We start from the raw sequence: 23815 nt of genomic DNA, 5'->3' as shown, positions 1-23815 counted from the left end.
AATTTGACTGCATCGATCATTAGGAAAGGTATGTATTCATTATTTTAGATACATAAGCTGTTGTTTCTTTAAATGGAGGAACTCCTTGATATTTATCAACATTTCCAGGTCCCGCGTTATAAGCAGCTAAAGCTAATTCTGTATTTCCGTTATACTTATTAAGCATTTGGCTTAAATATTTTGTACCGCCTTCAATATTTTGACGGGGGTCATAAGAATTTGTTACACCTAAACCTGCAGCTGTTCCTGGCATTAACTGCATTAAACCTTGTGCACCGGCATGGCTTCTTGCATTAGGGTTAAAGTTCGATTCCTGCTGAATAACAGCATTGATTAATTGTTCACTCACATTGTATTTGTTTGCCATTTCTTGAACAATATTTTGATAATTTGACCCGTTTTCATTAACAGAGGGGCTAGAAGCTGTCTGTACAGGTGAAATGGCTTGGGCTGCCGGAGAGGAAGTAAGGTCGGGTCTTTGAATATTTGATCCAAAATCTTGAGCAGTACGTTCCTCAGCCTCTCGAATTCGTTCTAAAAGCAGCTGTTGAAAAGTCTTTCCTCCAAAACCTGTACTTTCTTCAATACTGCCTGCTGAACTAGGGGAAGAAGTTAACATGTCTAAAGGGTTCGTCTGTTGATTCGAATTAATTTCCATTTATATTCACCGTCCAAATAAACTAAAGTATAGATTCCTTTATCCTGATCACATATATGCATGCAAAAAGCGAAAATCATCACTACTATTTTTTAACACTAATTACTATTATTCTATCTGTTTTATATCCTTTAGGCAATATTAGATAGAGATAATTTTCATGTTTGCTTCACGTAATAAATTTTCATAGAATGGATCATTCCCGATACATACAACAGCATCACAAATACTTTGAATCTCATCCATATCATGTGAAGTATACATAATCATTTTATGGTCAACTTGAGCTTTCTGTTTTAGATAAGCCGCAATTTCTTTTTTAGATCGTAAATCTATACCAACTGTTGGCTCGTCTAGTAATAATAATTCAGGGTTATGAATGAAGCTGATTGCCATGTTTAATTTACGCTTCATTCCACCAGATAATGTATGAACGGGCTCTTTCCATTTTAATAATTCCATATCCTCGCAGAGTTGTTTTAATTCATTTTTTGAACGGTTTACCCAAGATAATTTTTCAAAGAAAACCATATTTTCTTCTACGGTCATATCTTCCCATAAAGCAATATCCTGTGGAACAAATCCTACCAGCCTGCGAAGCTGTTTGCGATTTTTTCCATATGTCCATTTACCTAAACGTATACTACCTGTATTTGCTCTTGAAATAGTTGCTAAAATACGTAACAGGGAAGACTTGCCTGCACCATTTTCTCCAACTAATCCAATAATTTCTCCAGGATTCACTTGAAAGGATAGGTTGTCAAGAACCTTCTTTTTTCCAAATGATTTAGAGACATTATCAATTTCCAGCTGCATGATTAAAAACTCCTTTCACATACCAAACGATTAAACAAATAGGTGCAATAATTGTCCAACCGCTCCATACTTCTTCGTAAACAACCTGTCTTAATGGGTTTAAAATAGCAACCCAGGGATAGTTTTCATAAATAGCGTCCATCGGTAATATAATTCCGCTAATAATAATCGTTATTAAACAAATAATAATAGCAGTTATATAGTAGGGAAGCAGTTTTTTAAAAGCTAATCCGATTAAGAAGACCAGCATACAAATGGTTAAACGAAAACTGACTAGATAAATAAATTGCGCTAAGTAAAAGCCTTCATCATATAAAACATAAAAAACGCCCCATGTAAGCAAATCTAATACAAATAAACCAAAACTATAAAAAAGAAGATTATATAATAAATAGGCTTGAAAAGAAAAGCGATGAAACGTAAATCGTATACTAGCCATTGCGTTTTTCTCTTTTATTAGCCAATCAAATAAAAAGAAGGTAGATAAAAGAGTAAATATGGACCACAGTCCCCAAGGATTTTGAAATAAAGAAAATCCTGTATCTGTTTCGTTATCTTCACCAAGTAAATGGAAATTCGTAAAAATCAAGTTTTCGCTTTCTTCAATGGAATAAATCTCATTGATTATCTCGTCAAAAGAAGGGATAGAAGAACTATTTAAGGCTTCCCCTAAATCCATAACGGTATATGCTGTTTTTGATTTTCCACTATCCTCCTGGACAAAAGAAGCAATCATTTCAACAACTGGTGTATAGCCCATTGATAAATCTGTCCGATAGCTTGTAACTAATTGATTTCGCTGACCAGTCTGGATTGCATCTGCATATCCTTCTTCAATAATAAATGCACTATCTAATTCATGCGTCGCTACCAGCTGTCTTGCTTCGTTTTCATTATCTACTTCAACTACACGAATTAAATCGGAGGAATCGAGCTTTTCTTTTAATTGAGCAGCCATTTCCGTTTCCTCTTCTAAAATAATTCCAACTGGAATGGCGCTTTGGTCTTGGATCAGTTCCGTACCAGATATCAGAATCCATGTGAAGAGAAGAGGGAAGACTATCCAAAATAATATCGACAGGAGTTGTCTTTTCATATGCAGCCAACGCGTTGTTATTATATCTATCATATGTTTCTTTTCTCCTTCCAGCTTAATAGTCCTAGTAACACAAATATCAGAACACCAATTAGCAGAAGGCTGGAAGTATATTCTGCATAATGTCTTTGGCTAAGTATAATTTCCTGCAGCCAATAAAGGCTGTTATAAGCATAAGAGTAGGAAAGATAATCTTGAATTCCTAATGGTAAGTAAAGTGTCGGTATGATTGCACCACTAAATAATATCAAAATGGATACGAATAGTATTTGGACAAGCAGCCTTAGTTTTAAAGAAGAAATAAGTACTTCAAAAATAGCTAAAGAAATAATAAAACCAACTTGATAAATTGCAATAAGTATCAATGTGCGAATAATATTTTCCTGATTCAAGTCTACATTTAAGAAATGAAGTAATGTGAAAAAGGAAAGATACGCTAAAGTAAGAGACAACATACAAGTAACCACTATTTTAGCGAGCATTTGCCTAAGCAGCGTAGCTCCATACAATTGAATACGCTGGCTGAGCAATGGCGGATTTTCTTTTGTAAAAAAGTAATATAATGAAAAGAGCCAAAGACTGCTAATGATAAACCAGCTTCCTAAGCTAAAATAAGCGATAGGGGAGGAACTTGCCTGATTAGATAAAGTTCGTTCCTTTATTACTTGATCTCTGCCGACCGTATACATAAGAAAGTCCTGAAACTGTTCAAAAACAAAATCATTTCTTTCTTCATCGTCCATTTGAAACTGTTTTGCATAATAATTGATGGTCAGTATATTTGCTTGTGAGGAGCGGATATGCCGTATCACGCTTTGTAACGTTTCATTAATCATGTAGCTTTCCAGCTGCTGCTTTCTGTTTCCGACGATAGGAACTTCAACCGAGTGTCCCTGATATAAATCCTGGATAAACCCGCTTGGAAAAGCGATATATGTACTTAAATGATTTAATTCAATCTGTTCAATGGCTTCTTCCTCTGGTAATTCATGGACTTCTAAAAAATCAATAAAGCCTGAGGATTGTTCTAATAATTGAACCATCATTTCTGTTTCTGTTGAGTTATCTAAATCAACTAAACCTAATTGAATGGCTTCATTTTCATCCTGGGAAAAAAAACTGACAACAATAACCATCATAAGTCCTGTTAAAAGCAGTGGAAATATGAAAAGAAGAGGAAGTGAATACCACTTCCTCTTAAGTTGCCTTATATGATTTTTAATAAAAAGCCCAGTCTGCTTTAAAAAAATCATGACTATGCACACTCTTTTCTTTCTAATTCAATCGTTTCAAGGTCAGCTTATAATCCAAATTGCATTAACCATTGCTCAAGCTGGCTGTTAAAGTCACCTTCAAAGTATTGTTGCAGCTCTTCAGCAGACATGGAACCAAGGTCAACGACATTTGATGTATCGACACCTTCGACAGCGTCAATAACTGCCCCTTCAGAATTAATGTCCATGGAAACATTATCAATGTAACCAGGGAAATCTAATGCAATATTATTGTTTGAGCTCATTTGGTCACCATCGTAAGTAGAATCACCAGTCCAGCCAAGATTAATGGTGTCGTTATCTACCGTAAATTGCAGCTGGCGGTCGAAATTACGGGTAGAGCCGTCTAATGATTCATCGCCGGTATACGTACCAGTGATTTCAAACGGCATATAGCCATCGTCGAGTACAAAATTAAGGTTTGCATTATCTGTAACTGTATCTCCGGTACCTTGGAAATCACCATCTAATCCAATGGAAATTTCCATGTCTTCATTACCCATCATTATTGTATGATCAAAATAAATTTGGTCATCATTAAATAATTGTCCGCCAGATAAAGAGAACGGAACTGGTTCTTCGCCTTCAGGTGCTAGACTGATAGAGAAGTCACGTTGAACAACTTTGTCATCAGATACCCAAAGGGTAGATTGAATCCCGTCAGGGAACTGGAAGCTTTCAACAGCTTCAATACCTTGATCTATGGAGCTGTCAAATTCTGCTAAAACTTCATCAATCTGCTGTTGTATTACTTCAGGATCTTCAAGGGGTGCAGCAGCAGTTCTTTCAAACTGATTTTGTAAGATTTCTTGGAACTCTTCGTCACCCTTCATTTTTTCTAAGACAGAAGTGATAACAGATTTAAATTCCTCTTCGGAAAGGTTCATCGTAATTTTCTCAGCACTAATTGAATCACCATTTACTTCGACATCTTCATTTTCACTTTCGAATGAATCATCAGGAAGTTCATCGTAAATGAACATGAGATATTCGTCCTGGATGTATTCTTTTTCTTCTTCTGTCAATAGGCTGCCATCATTTTCAAACATAAGCTCTTCAATACCTAACTGCTCATTACCTGTAAACATATACGGATCCATTTCAGCTAATACACTGCCAATATCTTCGTCAGAAATCATAAGTACTTCTTCCAGGAAAGGCAGCTCTGTATACAAATCAGATCCTTCCACATAACCAGTAATGCCGTCTAAGTTCATCCCGGCAACATTTAAGGATACCTCTCCGTAAGCCTGTTTGTTTTCCATGTCTGTCTCCGTATTGAATGCAAGTTCAGCGTTCGAAATCATCGCTGACATTTGAGGGTCAATAAGGCCTTGAGTTTCAAGCCCTTCTAAGTTTAAACCGAGGCTAACATTTTGTGAAACAGGATTTTCTATGGACTGTTCATACCAATTATATTCATCCTCATATCTTGTCTCCATAAAATCTTGCAGTTGTTCAATCGAATTTTTCTCAGCTTGGAAATACGTTGCTTTTGGAGTAGATGCTGTTAGAAAGAATGCAGCTGCACCTCCGCCGGCAAGGACGATTACAGCAATAATAATAGCAATAATTCCTTTAGATAAACCTTTTTTCTTTGGTTGTTCATCATTATTATTTTCCACCAAAGTCATGCTCCTTTCTTAAAACTATATTTGCGCAATTTGCACATTTTAGAATGATCAATAAAAGCTCAGCATATGTAGTTTTGCCAGGCTACTGTATCTCTTTTCATACTATAAATTATATTCAACAGCTGAGATTTAGAATCAAAAAATTTATAATATGAAAAATGACCCTAATTTGTTATAACATTAAAGGAATCAGTAGTCAAACAGTTCTTAAACCTTATTAACTATGGCCAAGCTTGTTTAGCTATTCCCTTTTTGAAACAAGAATAAACAGGTTGAGAACAGGTTATTCGACAAAACTTGCTTTCTTTTATTCTATTATTTTCTACGGAGCGAAACCAGAAAAGGTTTCAAAGTTTACTAAATTTGTCGAATTCACAGAAGAAATTAATTTAAATCTTGTTTTCACTTACTCTAAACTGCATATCCAGACTTTATATACTTTTAACCGTGTCAGAAAACCTTATATTTGTTTGTATGTTATTTACATAACTCAATTTTCGTACCTAAAAATAAGCATATATCTTGCTGTTTCAGGATTATCAAGTTCTTCTTTATTGTGCTTGCTTTTTAGTTAAATCAGCTTTTTTTGAACGAATGATAGTGCATAGCTCCGCTGCAGCCAACCACTCCGCTTAATTAGGATTCTACAGCGAATATAAGAAATAACATCCTGTTGGGGTGGACGAAATAGTATCTCTATCGCTTGATGACACGATCATTCCGATATTTTAAATGTTTTGGTTTAGCAGTTCGAATCATGACAGCATGGACATGAAATACAGGGAATAACTTTCATACACAAAAAGAAATCATTGCCGAACATTTTTACCATGCACCACAAAAAATCTTTTCTGTCTGATCTACCTTTTTTGTTCAGCTATTCCACGTAGAGAATACCTCACTAGCGGAGGCAGACCGTTTTGACTCCTGAGGGATCAGCACCATCTGAAGATCCACTTTTGCCAAGTGCACTTCTTGGCAAAAGTTAGTTGAAGAGCGTGCCCCTAGGCAGATTAAAGTCGCAACGTCCTGGGGTTGGGGCTGCGATTACTCGCCCCATCAAAAACCGTTGTACGTCGGAAAGCAAAACGGTCCGCCGCAGCGGTCGCCTTACACTTTACACTTCACTTTTTATTCTTTGTCAAAGTAGTTATCTAAGAAACAATCCACTTCTGCTTCTATGGAAATGAAGTTACGTTTTAATGTGCGGAAATTGAGTACATAAGGATATGCCGGATTCAACGATTTCTAAAAGACATAGGGAACCTTGTCAACGTTTCTGAAACCAATCATGTTTCTTTCCTGATAAAAAGCAAAAACATACCAGCTCCTTTTAAGAAGTGGTATGTTTTTGGAGCAATCATTTTTGTACAAAGTCCTTTTAGCTTTTAATCATTATAAATCGGTTTGTATTCCTGTTTCTAAAGAAGAGATCATTTCCTTTTTCTCTTCCTCATCCGAATGGTTCCAAATCAGTTCAAAAAGTACTCCAAGACCAGGCAGCATTTTTTCTTCACCATTATTAATTGCGTCAACAATAGTTGCCTCTAATTGTTCTTGATCATTATTTGATATGTTTGCGTAAATTGCTTTACGGATATTTAAATCCATCACCATTCACTCCTTTATTTGTGATATTAAACGTAGTTTGACCATAAGTTGTGAATTTATGTATGATGTAGATAGAATTTAAAATTGGATAGGATGAATATTGTGATTACATCTGTAAAGAATGAGAAAATAAAGACTTTAAAAAAATTACATCAAAGAAAATATCGAAAGCAAACGAATACTTTCTTGATTGAAGGTACACATTTAATAGAAGAAGCACTTGTAAGTAACTGGGTTACAAAAGAAATTATTATTTCGGAAGAGGCTTCTGTTCCGGAAGCAGCGGACAATGTTCCCATTATAAAAGTGACGAAGCAAGTATTTAAAGAACTTTCTTTTACTGCATCTCCACAAGGAATTATGGCTGTAGTGGAAATGAAAAAAGAAGATGGAGTGAGTGGGGAAGTAATTGTTTTATTAGATGCTATTCAAGACCCTGGGAATTTAGGAACAATAATACGTACTGCGGATGCTGCCGGTACTGAGGGAATTATCCTTGGCGACGGATGTGTCGATTTGTATAATGATAAAGTTATTCGTGCCACACAGGGATCTATCTTCCATCTGCCTATTATGCATGCTGATGTGGAGGAGGCGGCGGCCCGACTGAAAGAAGCGGATTATAATATCTGGGCAACTGCTTTAGAAAAAGCGGAGAATTACAAAGAATTGTCTATTCCACCAAAAACAGCAATTATCTTTGGGAATGAAGGTGCTGGTGTAAAGGAATCCTTATTGGAAACAGCAGATGAACGTGTAACCATTCCGATCCTTGGCAAAGCTGAATCATTAAATGTCAGCATTGCAGCAGGCATCTTGCTATATTATTTAAAGAATTAGCCTTGCAATGGAGCGATAATTTTTCTATAATAACTGTAATCCATCATAAAATAAATGATATGTTCTTTTTCCCATAAAAAGAACCAACAACCAAACGCAATGAAAGAGTAAGTAACCACCTGTACAAATGATTTAGGGAGGAGATGCCTTGACTGCAAGCATTTCTATCATTTAGGTTGATTACATTTCACTCTGGAGCGGACACTTGGACCATCGATTAATGTAAAGGTGATTCGGACGCCATCCGTTACGAGGCAAGAGTTGGATTGGATAGGTTTTATCCAGTCAACAAGGGTGGTACCGCGACCATATAGCTTCGTCCCTTTTTTTGGAGACGGAGCTTTTTTGCGTTCAAAAAAGTCCATCAAAACAGGAAAGTATTAAAAGGAGGTATTTAGCGCGATGAAAGAAGAATTGCAGGCGATTAAGCGTGAAGCTCTTGCGGCTATTGAAAAAGCAGAAGACAGTCAAGCTTTACAAGAGATGAAAGTGAAATATCTAGGAAAAAAAGGCTCTTTAACTACTGTTCTTCGTGGTATGGGGAAATTATCTAAAGAAGAACGCCCGGTTATTGGCGAGCTTGCCAATAATGTCCGTGAAACTATTACAGAGGCATTGGATGGTAAAACAGAAAAATTAGAAAGAGAAGCTTTAAATCAGCAGCTGGAAACAGAAACAATCGATGTGACACTGCCTGGAAATCCAGTCCATGTCGGTGGCAGACATTTATTAACGAGTATTATGGAAGAAATTGAGGATTTATTTATCGGTATGGGCTATGAAGTAAAAGAAGGCCCGGAAGTGGAAACAGATCACTACAATTTCGAAAAATTAAATTTACCAAAAAACCACCCGGCACGAGATATGCAGGACACTTTCTTTATTACTAATGAATTGCTTTTACGCACACAAACATCACCTGTGCAAGCTCGGACGATGGAAGCGTATCAAGGGAAACGTCCAATTAAAATGATTTGTCCAGGAAAGGTGTATCGACGTGATACAGATGATGCAACGCATTCGCATCAATTTAGACAGATTGAAGGGTTAGTTGTCGATAAAAATATTACGTTAAGTGATCTAAAAGGAACGCTGGATGTATTTGCGAAAAAAATGTTTGGAGAAGACCGTGAGATTCGTTTGCGTCCATCTTTCTTCCCGTTTACTGAGCCATCTGTTGAAATGGATGTATCCTGTAAGGTTTGTAATGGTAAAGGATGCTCTGTTTGTAAAAATACCGGCTGGATTGAAATTCTAGGTGGTGGAATGGTTCATCCGCGTGTATTAGAAATGAGCGGTTATGATTCATCTATTTATAGCGGGTTTGCATTTGGAATGGGGCAGGAACGCATTGCAATGCTGAAATATGGGGTAAACGACATTCGTCATTTTTATACGAATGATATTCGTTTCTTGTCACAATATCATCAAGCGTAAGTGAAAAAGGAGGAGAGTACATGCTTGTTTCTTATAATTGGTTACGAAATTATGTCAATTTAGATCATGTAACACCAGAAGCATTAGCAGAAAAAATAACGCGTTCTGGGATTGAAGTAGAAGGAGTGGAGTATCTGGCTTCCAGCTCCGAAAATATTGTTGTTGGATATGTGAAAACCTGTGAGCAGCACCCAGATGCAGATAAATTAAATTTATGTCAGGTGGATGTAGGAGAAGAGACCTTGCAAATCATCTGTGGAGCGCCAAATGTTGGGAAGGGACAGAAGGTAGCCGTTGCAAAGCCTGGCGCTAAGCTTCCGAATGGAATGAAAATTAAAAAGGTAAAGCTGCGTGGGGTTGAATCAAATGGTATGATTTGTTCTTTACAAGAGCTTGGATTAGAGGAAAAATATATTCCTGCAGATGTCGCAGAAGGTATCTTCGTTTTCCCTGAAAATGCAGAGATTGGTACACCTGTACAGGAATTATTAAATTTGGATGATGCTATTTTAGATTTAGATGTATTAGCAAACCGTCCAGATGCTTTAAGTATGTTAGGCGTTGCGTATGAAGTAGCAGCTATTTTAAATCAGCCGATCGACCTGCCTGAGGAGAGTCTAACTACTGATGAATCTTTACAAGTGAAAGACTACATTGACGTAAAAATTGATTCCATTGAAAATAATCCATACTACGGTGCTTTTGTGATAAGAGATGTGGAAATAAAGCCAGCACCATTATGGATGCGAAATTATTTAATGGCATCAGGAATCCGCCCAATTAATAATGTTGTAGATATTACCAACTTTGTACTATTAGAATATGGGCAGCCGTTACATGCGTTTGATTATGACAGGTTCGGATCGAAAGAGGTAGTCATTCGTCAAGCGAAAGAAAACGAGACAATGGTTACACTCGATGATCAGGAGCGCCATTTAAATGAAAACAACCTTGTTATCACGAATGGCAAAGAACCTGTTGCTTTAGCTGGAGTAATGGGGGGAGCAAATTCTGAGGTAACGGAAGAAACAACAAATATCTTATTAGAGGCAGCTTATTTTGATTCTGTTTCTGTACGCCATACTGTCAAACAAACAGGACTTCGAAGTGATTCAAGTACTCGCTTTGAAAAAGGTATTGACCCTAATCGTGTGAAACGTGCTGGGATGCGTGCGTGCAGCCTGTTACAAAAATATGCTAACGGAAAAGTAGCTAGTGGCGTGGCAGAAGTTGATGAGTTGGGTAAATCAGAGAAGTCTGTTACGATTACTACGGCAAAAATAAATCAACGCTTAGGAATGGAATTAGAAGAGGAAGAGGTTACTTCTGTTCTCAAACGACTGCAATTTGAGTTCAGCAAAAACGGGGAAGAAATTGTGGTTCAAGTACCAACACGCCGACAGGATATTTCTATTTTTGAGGATATTTTAGAAGAAGTTATCCGTATTTATGGGTACGATCATCTACCGTACACCATTCCACAAGGCTGGGTACAGGCTGGTGGATTAACAGATATCCAGTTATTACAGCGGGAAATTAAAAATTATTTATCAAGTGCCGGACTAATGGAAACATTAACTTATTCTTTAACGAATAAGCGGGATGCTACGCGTTTCCTGACACCTGATATAGATGATCAAACTGCTTATCCTGTTGGTTTGGCGATGCCGATGAGTGAAGAACACAGTCACCTTCGCTTAAGTCTGACACCAGAAATGCTTCGTGTATTACAGCATAATGTAGCTAGAACCCAAACTGATTTAGCTTATTATGAAATTGGAAAAGTTTTTATTTCAAAAGAAGAAGTAATCGCCAAACAACCAATTGAGAATTTGCATGTTGCTGGGGCACTGACAGGTTTATGGCATAATCATCCATGGCAGCAGGAAAAGAAGCCCGTTGATTTTTATGTAGCCAAAGGAATTGTGGAAGGCTTATTTGCGCATTTAGAGTTAAATGTTTCTTTTGTACAGACAAAAATGGAAGATATGCATCCAGGACGTTGTGCAGAAATCAGGATAAATGGCAAAGGAATTGGCTATGTCGGTCAAGTTCATCCATTAGTTGCAAAAGATTTTGATGTGAAGGAAACGTATGTATTTGAAATAGATTTGGAACCTGTATTTTCTGCACATCAGGCAGCACCTAGTTTTACGGATATCCCGCGTTATCCATCTGTAACGAGAGATATTGCCTTTATTTTGGATAGTGATGTTCCTGCTGGAGACGTTCAAGTAGTTATCGAGGAAGAAGGAGTTCCTTTAGTCAAAGAAGTGTCTATATTTGATGTATATCAAGGAGAGCATATGGAAGAAGGGAAAAAATCTGTAGCCTACCGTCTTCTGTATCAGGACCCAAGCCGAACGCTAAAAGATGATGAAGTTGATGCTTCTTATCAAGCGATTATTGAAAAAGTAAATAATCAATTTGGATCGTATGTCCGTTCATAATTGATAGAAAGAAGGCCGCTATTACAGTTTGTTTTTAAAGCTGTAATAGCGGCCTTTATTATACTTTAAGAAAGACGGCGGATTCGCTGAAAAACAGATGAATACAAGTTTATCGAATGAATTATCTAACGGTCATAGAAAGCTGCCAATCGATAGGAGTAAGGTTTTCCTGTTTTAAAATAGTATTCGTTTTTGAAAAATGACGGCATCCGAAAAAACCTCGATGTGCTGATAATGGGCTTGGATGCGGGGCTTTTAAAATATAATGTTTATCGGTATCAATTAACTCTATCTTTTTTTGTGCGGCTGCTCCCCATAATAAGAAAACGACTGGATGTTCTTTCTGATTTAACGAATAAATTACTTGATTCGTGAAGTGTTCCCAGCCTTTATTTTTATGAGAATGTGCTTGATGGGCACGAACCGTCAAGACATTATTAAGGAGAAGTACTCCTTGATCTGCCCATTCCTTAAGATAACCATGAGAAGGAATTTGAAAACCAACATCAGCAGCAAGTTCCTGATACATATTTTTTAAGGAAGGCGGAACAGGTACGCCAGGCTGTACAGAAAAACTTAAACCATGTGCCTGATTGGGCCCATGATAAGGGTCCTGTCCTAAAATAACAACCTTTACCTGTTGGAAATCCGTGAAATGCAGTGCGTTAAATATATCATGCATATCTGGATAAATTGTATTAGAACCATATTCCATTTTTAGAAATTCTCGTAAATGTTTATAATAGTCTTTTTGAAATTCTTGCTCTAAAACTTGTCCCCAATCGTTTTTTAAAGGTATATTCATTATAGCACCTCGTTTATATTAATTTCTTTGCCTTTTTTGTATTAGCAAAATGCAGCTTGGCAACATGTCCCAGTTGTTCTTCACCATGTGTTTTTATATAATTTGCAGCTGCTCTATCAACCTTATTGGATGCGCCTTTTGGTAATATAATACCTGCCTCTTCCGACAAATTATCCATTGCTGTTACAAAACGAGCTCTGGCTAAAATGGAAGCAGCAGCTACATTAATCGAATAACTTTCCGCTTTTGTAATAAAGGTTGTTTTCTCATGAAGCTTTAATGCTTCAGATTGCAGGTAGCGTTTATATACTGCAGGTTCACAAAATTGGTCAATAACAATACCATCGTAAACTTCTCTATCTAATTTTTTGATCAATTTATCAATGGCATGATGATGGAGCATTGCTTTCATTTTTCCTTGAGACCAGCCTTTTTTTTGCAAGAGATTGTATTTTTCGTTTCCTAACTTAAGTATCGTATATGAAATAGGAAGCTTAATAATTTTTTGCGCAATTTGATGGATCAAATCATCTTTTAAATGCTTAGAGTCTTCCACACCTAGCTGTTTTAATTGCGCCTGCTGTTCTTTTGTCGAAAAAACTGCGGCAACCGTTATTGGGCCAAAGTAGTCACCAGTACCTGACTCGTCTGATCCAATATGATTTTTTTGAAAGATAGCTGTATCTATGCCTGGGGAAGGCTTTGCTTTTCTCGGTTCTACAGTACTTGATTCATTTTTCCATTGGGTACTTTCTTTCTCTGGCTGGTTACCCTGAAAAAGGACTTTCCCAGAACGGTACGCTGTGATAACAGCGTATGGTGTTTTTGCTCGGAAAACGGCACCTTGTGGTGTTTTTTCTAAATAGGCGTGATAATGGCTTTTCATTTGTTCTATTTTATCTATAGATGTTTTTAATACTTCTTGGCCCAAAGCTCATTCCTCCAATCATCAGATACCTAAGACTATAGCAAATATAACGGGATTTTGAAATACTTCTTTTTACGCAAAGTTCATGTTAATATATAGAAGAATCATCGTTGCACAGGAGGCAGCAAAAAATGACAGACAATGAAAAAAAACGCGTAACTGTTGAAATATATAATCGAACATACCATATTATTGGTACAGAGTCAGAACGCCATGTTCAATTAGTGGCGAATTTAGTCGATCAAAAAATGAATGAAATCCATGATGCAAATAAACAATTAGATACAGCTAGTTTAGCAGTCTTAACAGCTGTAAATACAATGAACGATTATTTAAAATTAAAAGAGGATTACGCAACACTCTTAGGTTCATTACGAAAGAAAGAGGAATAACAAACATGATTAATTTAATTATAATACTTCTATTATTATTTGGGATTATGATGGGGTTAAAAAGAGGATTCATCCTGCAGTTATTCCATTTAACAGGGTTTATTATTGCTTTTATCGTTGCAGTAATGTATTATCGCCCAGTTGCAGAAAGACTTTCCCTGTATATCCCTTATCCTGATCTCTCAGGTGATGGTGCCTGGTCAGCTTTTTTAGAAAACTTACCTATAGAAGCAGCATTTTATAATGCAATTTCCTTTGCGCTTATCTTTTTTGCAGTGAAATTTATTCTACAGATTATCGCTTCCATGTTAGATTTTGTAGCTGCAATTCCAATTATCAGCTTTGTCAATAAAATTTTGGGTGCAGCACTTGGTTTCGTAGAAGTATATCTAATCAGCTTTATTATTTTATATATCCTGGCGTTGACACCGGTCGGTGGGGTGCAGGAGGCAATTCAAGGATCGTCCCTGGCGATGCGGATAATTGAACATACGCCATATTTTTCAGAACGTATTTTTGAACTATGGTTTAATTTGACCGAATCTCTGACCAAATAAAATAAAAGATCATTAACAGGATAATAAGTGAACTGGCTCAACCTAACACAAATAGATTGAGTCAGTTTTATCACGGCTTGAGTGCTTAGCATTCTTCAGGGGCAGATTGAAGAAGTATGCTTATACTGATGAGAAAGAACGGGCACTTCATTTCCTGAATTAGTTAATGAATCTTTTGTGGAAAGTAAAAATCTCCACGGAAGGAAGTTTCGTTTTATGTAAATCGTGACAGAATAGGGTGAAAATGTATGAATAAAAAAGATATCATTCGTTTACTGGAAAAAATAGCTGTTTATATGGAGTTAAAAGGAGAAAATCCATTTAAAATAAGTGCCTATCGAAAAGCGGCGCAAGCTATGGAAGCAGATGACCGCAGTTTAAGTGAAATAGAAGATTTTACGAAGATGAAAGGCATTGGAAAAGGAACGGCAACGGTAATCACAGAATTTATAGAAGCAGGACATTCTGAAACCTTAGAAGCTCTCGAAAAAGAAGTTCCGGCTGGACTTGTTCCTTTATTGGATTTGCCTGGTTTGGGTGGGAAGAAGTTGTCTAAACTTTATCAGGAACTTGGTGTTGTAGACGGAGAGACTCTAAAAGAAGTTTGTTTGTCTGGTAAGGTAGAGGCCTTACCAGGGTTTGGTAAAAAATCAGTGGAAAAAATTATTGCAGCAATAGAGGATGCCGGAAAGAGACCGGAACGGATTTCTATAGCAATTATGCTCCCAATTGTGGAAAAAGTAGAAGCCTACTTAGATGAAATTCCTGATATTATCCGTTACTCTCAAGCGGGAAGTATCCGGCGCATGCGTGAAACGGTGAAGGATCTTGATTTTATTATTGCTACAGACAAACCCGAAGAAGTGAAAAAAGCATTAATTGGCTATCCTTCTATCAAAAATGTAATTGCAAGTGGAGATACAAAGGTATCGATCACTTTAGAAGAGCTTTATGATATTAATGTTGATTTTCGTTTGGTTTCTAACGGAGAATTTGCATCAACTTTACATCATTTCACCGGTTCAAAGGATCATAATGTAGCCATGCGGCAATTAGCAAAATCTCGTGGTGAAAAAATTAGTGAGTACGGTGTAGAGGTGGAAGAAACAGGAGAAACACTTCAATTTGAAACAGAAAAAGATTTTTTTAATCATTTCGGTCTACAATTTATTCCGCCAGAGGTTCGAGAAAACACTGGGGAAGTAGAAATATTTAAAGAAAAGCAAGAATTAATCCAGCTCTCTGATATTTGTGGGGATTTGCATATGCATACCACCTGGAGTGATGGCGCACAGTCTTTAACTGAAATGGTGGATAAAGTGAAAGGTATGGGCTATTCGTATATGGCAATTACCGATCACTCTAAATTTTTACGAGTAGCAAATGGATTAAACGAAGAACGTCTTTTGAAACAACGGGAAGAAATTAATGCATTAAATAAAAAGCACTCCGATTTTCATATCTTTTCTGGAGTAGAAATGGATATTTTACCAGACGGAAGTTTAGATTTCGATGATGATTTCCTAAAAGAAATGGACTTTGTTATCGGCGCGATTCATTCCAGCTTTCAACAATCTGAAGAAGAGATTATGAATAGGTTAAACAATGCAATGGAAAATCCATATGTTTCTATTATTGCTCATCCAACAGGAAGGCTTATCGGTAGAAGAGATGGTTATAAAGTGAATTTAGAGCAATTAATTAAAAAAGCGAAAGAAACAAATACAGCATTAGAAATTAATGCCAACCCAAATCGTTTAGACCTGTCTCATGAATGGGCTAAAAAAGCACAAGAAGCAGGCGTGAATCTGGTCATTGATACGGACGCACATAACTACCAAATGCTTGAACATATGCAATACGGCGTAGCGACTGCCCGCAAAGGATGGATTAAACCATCCACCGTCATCAACACATGGTCAAAAGAAGAGCTAAAGACATTTTTTAACCAGGGAAGATAAGTACATTATTATTTTAATGTAGCTACTGACACGCGCTCTCAGTTATCAAAGCAGATTCGATGTTTAATAAAAATAAAAGAATCTTCATTTAAACGTAGAACTTTCTAGAGCAGTCACCTAAGTTTACTTTGCTTTTCGTACTTTTAAAAAGACGATTAACAGTTAATCCATCGAATTTAATTATTAATAAAAGAGGGTTTTAAAATGAACGAACGTGTATTAAAAACGCTTGAATTTCATCGCCTTGTTGACATGGTTCGTGATCAAGCAGAGACCTCTATAGGAAAGGATTTAGCATCTAAGATACGACCGAAGTCCACACTCAATGAAGTGGAGGAATTACAAGCGCAGACAGATGAATCCGTCCAAATTTCCCGGCTTAATAAAGCAATCCCATTAGGAGGTATTTCAGATATACGTCCAAGTGTAAAGCGTAGTGCAATAGGCAGTGTGCTTGCTGCAGATGAGGTTTTACGCATTGGTGATACGTTATATGGAGGCAGACAGACAAAAAGTTTTTTGGAACAGGTGGAGGACGCAGAAATCCCTATTCTTCAATCTGCAGCTGCGAATATTATCGCTATCCGTGATTTAGAGCAGCATATTAATAGCTGCATAGACGATCATGGTCATATAATGGATGCGGCATCTCAATCATTACGATCAATCCGCAGTTCCATTCGAACTTACGAAAGCAGTGTTCGTAATAAGTTAGAAAATTATACACGATCTAATAGTAAAATGCTTTCTGATGCAATTATCACAATTCGCAATGATCGTTATGTTTTACCAGTCAAACAAGAATATCGTGCTGCCATTGGCGGAATTGTTCATGATCAGTCCTCATCTGGTCAAACATTATTCATGGAACCAAAAGCAGTAGTAGATATGAATAATAAATTGCAGGATTTATTTTCTAAAGAAAAACAAGAAATAGAACGTATTCTAAAGGAGCTCAGCGGACATATTGCTTCTTATGAGCAAGAGCTTTTGAATAACGTGTATTGGCTTTCGGAAATAGATTTTATCAGTGCTCGTGGAAAACTTGCACAAAAAATGCATGCGGTAAGGCCTAAGATGAATATACATGGTTATATAAAGATGCAACAAGCAAGACATCCTTATATTCCGGACGATCAGGTTGTTGCTAACGATATTGAAATGGGGAAAGATTTCCAAGCGATTGTTATTACAGGGCCAAATACAGGAGGAAAGACAGTCGCTTTAAAAATGGTTGGCCTATGCACGTTGATGGCACAATCCGGTTTACAGGTCCCTGCACTTGATGGTTGTGAAATGCCAATATTTGATGAAATTTTTGCTGACATTGGTGATGAACAATCTATTGAACAAAACTTAAGTACCTTTTCTTCGCATATGACAAATATTGTAGAGATTATGAAGCATGTCACAGACAGGTCTCTGGTTTTATTTGACGAATTGGGCTCTGGTACAGATCCGCAGGAAGGAGCTGCCCTAGCAATGTCAATTCTGGATGAGGTTCTCTCGAAAAATGCAAGTGTTATTGCGACGACACATTATCCAGAATTGAAAGCTTACGGATATAATCGATCCCAAGTAGTCAACGCTTCTGTTGAGTTTAATGTAGAAACATTGAGGCCAACCTATCGACTATTAATTGGTGTTCCAGGTAGAAGTAACGCATTTGAAATTTCCAAGCGATTAGGCCTTGATGAGGGGATTATTAATCAAGCGAAGCAATTAATTGGTGTAGATTCCCATCAAGTAGAAAATATGATTGCATCTTTAGAACAATCTCATTCGGAAGCCGAGAGGGACTATGAGAAAGCTCATCAAGTACTGGAAGAAAGTGAAAGGCTTCATCAAGAATTAGTAAAAGCCATGAACAGGTGGGAAGATAATAAGCAGAAAATCTATGAGAAAACGGAAGAGAAGGCGGAAAAAGCATTGCTTAAAGCTCGTCAGGAAGCAGAAGAAATTGTGCAGATGATGCGCAATATGAAAGATCAGTCTGGTATGAAAGAGCATGAATGGATAGAAGCAAGAAAAATGCTGGATGAAGCAATGCCGAATTTAAGCAGTAATAAATCAACTGATCAACCAGAAAAGAAAGAGGAACAGAGTGAGCTGAAGCCGGGAGATGAGATTAAACTGCTTACTGTAAATCAGCTTGGTGAAGTTGTTGAAAAAGTAAATGATAAAGAGTATATGGTGCAGGTCGGAATTATGAAAGTAAAAGTAAAACGATCTGATTTAGAACTCGTGAAAAAGAAGAAAAAGAAACAAGCTGAACCAATAGCTACTGTCAGAGGAAGCAATCACCATGTAAAAACAGAATTAGATTTACGTGGGGAACGCTACGAAGATGCCATTTACAAACTGGAAAAGTATGTCGATGATGTATTGCTTGCAGGTTATACTCAAGCGTCTATTATCCATGGGAAAGGTACTGGTGCGTTGCGTAAAGGTGTACAGGAATTTGTGAAGCGCCATCCGCATATTAAAGGCTCCAGGTCAGGTGAAGCTGGAGAAGGCGGTAGTGGTGTTACCGTTATTCGCTTTGAATAAGCAGTACGGGAATGCATTTTAATGTTTGGAAACATTGGAGGAAGGGATTAATTACATCGTGATAACGAATCCCTTTTTCCCAATGAAGGAGCGAGAAAAATGGAAGGTTTTTGGGAAAATATTTTAGTAATAACGGCAGCAAGATATAGTGTGTTTATTTTATCAACTCTGCTCTTTTTAGCTATATTTGAGTTAGTAACTTCCTATAAAAATTGGGAGGAAATAAAAAGTGGAAATCTGGCTGTTGCAATGGCTACGGGAGGAAAGCTGTTTGGTATAGCCATGATTTTCAGATTCTCCATTGAACATAATGATAGTTTATTGGTATCGATGGGCTGGGGCATTTATGGATTTGTTTTATTAATAGCTGGTTATCTATTTTTTGAGTTTTTAACCCCATTTATGAAAGTAGATGAAGAAATCGGCAACGGCAATAAGGCTGTTGGCTTTATCTCAATGGTTATTTCTGTAGGATTAGCGTATGTTATTGGAGCAAGCATCGTTGGTTAGGAGGACAATGTGTGATATTTGAACGTCTGGCAAAAATATTAATGGCAGTGGGAATTATTTTTTTTATAGTAGGAATGATTTACTTATTTCTCTAAAAATTAGATAATATTTTTAAAAAAAGAAATTAATCGTTATAATAGGTATAGAAAGAATTGAAGGAGGAATGATTTATGTTGGAAAAAAAGGCTTGGCATGATCGTTACCCTGAAGATTTACCACTAACGCTGGAGTATGATAAGTACGCTCTATACCAGTATTTAGTTAATGCTGCTAAGGAACACGGAGAAAAGAAAGCGCTTTATTTTATGGGGAAGGAGATGACGTATAAAGAACTCTATGAAGAAGCAAAAAAAGCTGCAAACTATTTGCAATCAATCGGTATTAGAAAAGGAGACAGAGTTGCTATCTTCTTACCAAATACGCCTCAATCAGTCATAAGTTATTACGGTATCTTAATGGCAGGAGGGATAGCTGTTCCGACGAATCCGCTCTATACGGAAAGAGAGTTAATCTTTCAAATGAATGATGCTCAGGCCCGGGCAATTATTTGTTTAGATATTTTACTCCCACGTGTAAATAGTGCTCGATCACATACATCATTAGAGCATGTTATTGTAACCGGGATTAAAGACTATCTTCCATTTCCTAAGAATGTCATCTATCCATTTATACAGAAACGGGAATATAATATGCTGGTTAAAGTAGAGCCTAGCAACGATACGCATGTATGGAAGAAGATGATGGAACAATCTGTCGCTGACTATTTAGAATCCCCAATTGACCCGGAAGAGGATCTTGCGCTTCTGCAATATACTGGTGGAACAACAGGTAATCCTAAAGGAGTTATGCTTACCCATTATAATTTGAGTTCGAATGTTCAAATGTGTGAAACATGGCTCTCACGCAATGGAGAACAAAAAGGGCAGGATGTCGTTCTTGGTATTCTTCCGTTCTTTCATGTATATGGCATGACAGCTGTGATGAACTTTGCCATAAAAAAAGCCTCCAAAATCATTCTGATTCCTAAGTTTGACGCTGGTGATTTATTAAAAGTAATCGATAAACAAAAACCAAATCTTTTCCCTGGCGCCCCAACAATTTATATCGGCCTGTTAAACCATCCTGATCTGGAGAAATATGATTTATCTTCTGTAGATGCATGTATAAGCGGATCGGCTCCGTTACCGATTGAAATTCAAGAGCGTTTTGAAAGGATTACTGGAGGAAAACTGGTTGAAGGATACGGGTTAACAGAAACCTCTCCTGTTACACATGCAAATTTTGTATACGCTGACCGTATTAATGGAAGTATCGGTGTGCCGTGGCCGGATACGGATGCAAAAATTGTTCAGCAGGGCGAAGAAGGATTAGAAGAAATGCCTGTTGGAGAAATCGGTGAGATCGCAGTAAAAGGACCACAAGTGATGAAAGGATATTGGAGAAATGAAGAAGAAACTGCCAATACGCTGAAAGACGACTGGCTGTTAACCGGCGATTTAGGTTATGTGGATGAACGTGGATTTTTCTATGTCGTTGACAGGAAAAAAGATATGATTATTGCAGGCGGTTTTAATATTTATCCAAGAGAAATTGAAGAAGTTTTATATGAACATGAAGCGATCCAGGAAGCAGTAGTAGCAGGCGTACCTGACCCATACAGAGGAGAGACGGTAAAAGCTTATGTTGTGTTAAAAGAAGGAGCAGATCTTACAGAAGAAGAACTAAATGAGTTTGCAAGAAAATATTTAGCAAGCTATAAGGTTCCACGAATTTATGAATTCCGTGATGAGCTGCCAAAAACAGCAGTTGGAAAAATCTTAAGAAGAAAGTTGATTGACGAAGAGAAACAGAAACAAGAAGCAACAACTGTTTGAGCCTCGTGCTCTTTTTCTTTTTCCTAATTTATTTATAACCCATTAAAAAAATGGTTTGAATTTCAAAGTTAACGGAAAATGCCAGTTTAGAAAAAATCTATTTTGCTTTTACGGAATAATTTTAAAATAAAACAGTTTTTGATTGACATTAAATAGCCGGGAATGTATATTAAAAATATGAATGACTATTCACTCATTTTTAATGAAGAAATCAAGGAGTAAATCATGAAGAATCAAAAACCAAAATATCATCAAATTATTGAAGCTGCTGTAAAAGTGATAGCTGAAAATGGATATCATGGCTCACAAGTTTCCAAAATAGCAAAGGAAGCGAATGTAGCTGACGGAACCATTTATTTATATTTTAAGAACAAAGAGCATATTCTTGTGTCTTTATTCGAAGTCAAAATGGGGGAATTTATTAATCAGATAGCGAAAGCAATTGAAGAAAGTGATGCTGCTTCCGATCAGTTATATACCTTAATCAAAATGCATTTTAGACAGATATCTTCGGATTATTATTTGGCTATTGTCACCCAGCTTGAGTTAAGGCAATCAAATATTTCTTTGAGGTTGCAGATTAATCAGGTTTTGAAGCCTTATTTAACAGTAATAGATGGTATTATTCAAAAAGGAATGGAGCAGCATCAATTCGGCAAAGATCTGAATATACCTTTAGTCAGGCAAATGATTTTCGGAACGCTTGATGAGATTGTCACAAATTGGGTGATGAAAGAACAGAAGTATAATCTCGTTGAAATGGTACCTGAAGTTCATAGAATGCTGGTCAATGCTTTATCTAAATAAGTAGGTAACAAACTATAAAAGGGGTGATCGTTTTTGTCTGTTTTGGATTTAAAAGTAGAGGAGAAGGTTGCTTATTTAACTATAAAAAGCCCTCCTGCTAACGCATTGTCTCAAAAGATTATTTCGAAATTAGATGAGTTACTAACACAGATTGAAAAAGAAGATGAAGCCAAAGTTGTTGTATTGCAAGGAGAAGGTAAGTTTTTCTCAGCCGGGGCAGATATTAAAGAATTTACCTCTCTTCAAGAGGCATCAGAATATGAAACCTTAGCGAAGAATGGCCAGGATATTTTTGATAGAGTAGAGCATTTTCCGCTACCAGTCATCGCATCTATACATGGTGCTGCTTTAGGTGGAGGATTAGAGCTGGCAATGGCTTGTCATATTAGGTATGCTGCAGCTGACGCAAAAATAGGGCTCCCAGAGATGAATTTAGGAATTATTCCAGGTTTTGCAGGAACACAGCGCTTGCCGCGTTATATAGGGAATGCAAGAGCATATGAAATGATTTTAACTGGAGAACCCATTTCCGGCGAACAAGCGAAAGAATGGGGACTTGTTAATCGGGTTTTTGAAGCAGATAAGCTGGAAAAAGAAGTTCATCAATTAGCTAGAAAAATTGCTGCAAAAAGTAAGCTAGGAATCAATCGGATTATGCAGTTAATCCCCTATGCAAATACGAGTCAATTTGAAGAAGGAGTTAATCAGGAAGCTAGATTATTTGGTGAAATCTTCGGCTCTTATGATGCTAAAGAAGGTGTAAGCGCTTTTATTGAAAAAAGAGCAGCTAACTTTCAAGATAGATAGAATTTAGTCAGGAGGAGAAAGATATGAATATTTATGTATTATTGAAAAAAACGTTTGATACAGAGGAAAAAATTACTGTTCAAGATGGAAGAATTGAAGATGATGGTGCAGAATTCATTATTAATCCTTATGATGAATATGCGGTAGAAGAAGCTATTGTACAAAGAGATCAGCATGGCGGGGAAGTAACAGTTGTAACGATTGGTGACGAAGATTCTGAAAAACAGCTTCGGACAGCACTTGCAATGGGAGCAGATAAAGCTGTTCTCATTAATACGGAAGAAGACCTGGAAGATGGGGACCAATTTACAACCGCTAAAATTTTAGAAGCATTTTTTGAAGAAAAGGAAGCTGATTTGATTTTAGCAGGAAACGTCGCTATTGATGAAGCAAGCGGCCAGGTCGGACCAAGACTTGCTGAGCTTTTAGGGATTTCTTGCGTTACAACGATAACCAGCCTGTCTATCGATGGTGATTCAGTATCGATTGAAAAAGACGTGGAAGGTGACGTAGAAATTATCGAAACCAGTCCGCCAATATTAGTTACATGTCAACAAGGGTTAAATGATCCGCGTTATCCGTCCTTACCAGGTATTATGAAAGCGAAGAAAAAACCGCTTGAAGAATTAGAAATTGATGATTTAGATCTGGATGAAGATGATGTGGAAGCAAAAACAAAAACAGTTGATATTTATCTTCCTCCTGAAAAAGAAGCAGGTAAGGTGTTAGAGGGAGAAATAGAGGATCAGGTGAAAGAACTTGTTTCCTTATTAAAAAATGACAAAAAAGTACTCTAAATAGAATGATC

20 protein-coding genes are annotated in these 23815 nt (G+C 37.0%); 12 read left to right on the top strand and 8 right to left on the bottom strand.

Features of this window, described 5'->3' with window-relative positions:
• Nucleotides 1-19: 19 nt before the first annotated feature.
• From BN986_RS15705 to sspI, 6 genes are all read right to left on the bottom strand, one after another.
• Nucleotides 20-658, bottom strand: coding sequence for a lytic transglycosylase domain-containing protein (locus BN986_RS15705; RefSeq protein WP_040981789.1), 639 nt, complete (start codon nucleotides 656-658; stop codon nucleotides 20-22).
• A 141-nt stretch (nucleotides 659-799) separates the two neighbouring features.
• Nucleotides 800-1474 (bottom strand): ABC transporter ATP-binding protein, encoded by a 675-nt coding sequence (locus tag BN986_RS15700; RefSeq protein WP_040981787.1) that lies wholly within the window; start codon nucleotides 1472-1474, stop codon nucleotides 800-802.
• Nucleotides 1458-2603, bottom strand: coding sequence for an ABC transporter permease (locus tag BN986_RS15695; RefSeq protein WP_040981785.1), 1146 nt, complete (start codon nucleotides 2601-2603; stop codon nucleotides 1458-1460). The genes BN986_RS15700 and BN986_RS15695 overlap by 17 nt, the downstream gene beginning before the upstream one ends.
• Entirely contained in the window at nucleotides 2600-3823 is a 1224-nt protein-coding gene (locus BN986_RS15690; RefSeq protein WP_040981783.1) for an ABC transporter permease, read from the bottom strand. Before BN986_RS15690 ends, BN986_RS15695 begins: the two co-directional genes overlap by 4 nt.
• A gap of 47 nt (nucleotides 3824-3870) precedes the next feature.
• Complete coding sequence (locus tag BN986_RS15685; RefSeq protein ID WP_081922225.1) at nucleotides 3871-5469, bottom strand: DUF6583 family protein; 1599 nt, start codon at nucleotides 5467-5469, stop codon at nucleotides 3871-3873.
• A 1404-nt stretch (nucleotides 5470-6873) separates the two neighbouring features.
• The gene (sspI, locus tag BN986_RS15680; protein ID WP_040981779.1) at nucleotides 6874-7089 is read right to left on the bottom strand and encodes a small acid-soluble spore protein SspI; all 216 of its coding nucleotides are present in this window, start codon (nucleotides 7087-7089) and stop codon (nucleotides 6874-6876) included.
• A 93-nt stretch (nucleotides 7090-7182) separates the two neighbouring features.
• On the opposite strand from sspI, the gene BN986_RS15675 reads away from it, so the two are divergent.
• The 3 genes from BN986_RS15675 to pheT all read left to right on the top strand — a co-directional run bounded on the left by BN986_RS15675 (nucleotide 7183) and on the right by pheT (nucleotide 11816).
• Nucleotides 7183-7929, top strand: a complete 747-nt coding sequence (locus BN986_RS15675; protein WP_316244931.1) for a TrmH family RNA methyltransferase — start codon at nucleotides 7183-7185, stop codon at nucleotides 7927-7929.
• A 402-nt stretch (nucleotides 7930-8331) separates the two neighbouring features.
• Nucleotides 8332-9366: a phenylalanine--tRNA ligase subunit alpha gene (gene pheS, locus BN986_RS15670; protein WP_040981775.1), complete on the top strand. Its 1035-nt coding sequence runs from the start codon at nucleotides 8332-8334 to the stop codon at nucleotides 9364-9366.
• Between the two features lie 20 nt (nucleotides 9367-9386).
• On the top strand, nucleotides 9387-11816 hold the full coding sequence (pheT, locus tag BN986_RS15665) for a phenylalanine--tRNA ligase subunit beta (RefSeq protein ID WP_040981773.1): 2430 nt from the start codon (nucleotides 9387-9389) through the stop codon (nucleotides 11814-11816).
• A 121-nt stretch (nucleotides 11817-11937) separates the two neighbouring features.
• Here pheT and ung read toward each other — a convergent pair whose 3' ends face one another.
• Both ung and rnhC read right to left on the bottom strand, forming a co-directional pair.
• The gene (gene ung, locus BN986_RS15660; RefSeq protein ID WP_040981771.1) at nucleotides 11938-12621 is read right to left on the bottom strand and encodes a uracil-DNA glycosylase; all 684 of its coding nucleotides are present in this window, start codon (nucleotides 12619-12621) and stop codon (nucleotides 11938-11940) included.
• 13 nt (nucleotides 12622-12634) lie between these two features.
• Nucleotides 12635-13552 (bottom strand): ribonuclease HIII, encoded by a 918-nt coding sequence (gene rnhC, locus BN986_RS15655; RefSeq protein WP_040981769.1) that lies wholly within the window; start codon nucleotides 13550-13552, stop codon nucleotides 12635-12637.
• Between the two features lie 128 nt (nucleotides 13553-13680).
• Here rnhC and zapA point away from each other — a divergent pair, with 128 nt between their 5' ends.
• The 9 genes from zapA (at nucleotide 13681) to BN986_RS15610 (ending at nucleotide 23804) form a co-directional block, all read left to right on the top strand.
• Nucleotides 13681-13941: a cell division protein ZapA gene (gene zapA / locus BN986_RS15650; RefSeq protein ID WP_040981767.1), complete on the top strand. Its 261-nt coding sequence runs from the start codon at nucleotides 13681-13683 to the stop codon at nucleotides 13939-13941.
• 5 nt (nucleotides 13942-13946) lie between these two features.
• On the top strand, nucleotides 13947-14498 hold the full coding sequence (locus tag BN986_RS15645; protein ID WP_040981765.1) for a CvpA family protein: 552 nt from the start codon (nucleotides 13947-13949) through the stop codon (nucleotides 14496-14498).
• A 248-nt stretch (nucleotides 14499-14746) separates the two neighbouring features.
• Nucleotides 14747-16459 carry a DNA polymerase/3'-5' exonuclease PolX gene (gene polX, locus BN986_RS15640; protein ID WP_040981763.1) on the top strand — a complete coding sequence of 571 codons (1713 nt, stop codon included), beginning with the start codon at nucleotides 14747-14749 and terminating at the stop codon, nucleotides 16457-16459.
• A gap of 204 nt (nucleotides 16460-16663) precedes the next feature.
• The gene (locus BN986_RS15635) at nucleotides 16664-19009 is read left to right on the top strand and encodes an endonuclease MutS2 (protein WP_040981761.1); all 2346 of its coding nucleotides are present in this window, start codon (nucleotides 16664-16666) and stop codon (nucleotides 19007-19009) included.
• A 99-nt stretch (nucleotides 19010-19108) separates the two neighbouring features.
• Complete coding sequence (locus BN986_RS15630; RefSeq protein ID WP_040981758.1) at nucleotides 19109-19519, top strand: DUF350 domain-containing protein; 411 nt, start codon at nucleotides 19109-19111, stop codon at nucleotides 19517-19519.
• A gap of 170 nt (nucleotides 19520-19689) precedes the next feature.
• Nucleotides 19690-21393, top strand: coding sequence for a long-chain-fatty-acid--CoA ligase (locus BN986_RS15625; protein ID WP_040981756.1), 1704 nt, complete (start codon nucleotides 19690-19692; stop codon nucleotides 21391-21393).
• A gap of 225 nt (nucleotides 21394-21618) precedes the next feature.
• A complete protein-coding gene (locus BN986_RS15620; RefSeq protein ID WP_040981754.1) occupies nucleotides 21619-22200 on the top strand; it encodes a TetR/AcrR family transcriptional regulator in 582 nt (193 codons plus the stop codon).
• A gap of 33 nt (nucleotides 22201-22233) precedes the next feature.
• Entirely contained in the window at nucleotides 22234-23007 is a 774-nt protein-coding gene (locus BN986_RS15615) for an enoyl-CoA hydratase (RefSeq protein ID WP_040981752.1), read from the top strand.
• Nucleotides 23008-23030: 23 nt separating this feature from the next.
• Nucleotides 23031-23804 (top strand): electron transfer flavoprotein subunit beta/FixA family protein, encoded by a 774-nt coding sequence (locus tag BN986_RS15610; protein WP_040981750.1) that lies wholly within the window; start codon nucleotides 23031-23033, stop codon nucleotides 23802-23804.
• The last annotated feature ends 11 nt before the right edge of the window (nucleotides 23805-23815 follow it).

Source organism: Oceanobacillus jeddahensis (genome assembly GCF_000750635.1).
In the GTDB taxonomy this organism is placed as follows: domain Bacteria; phylum Bacillota; class Bacilli; order Bacillales; family Amphibacillaceae; genus Oceanobacillus; species Oceanobacillus jeddahense.
This window is presented reverse-complemented; position numbering and strand designations above follow the sequence as displayed.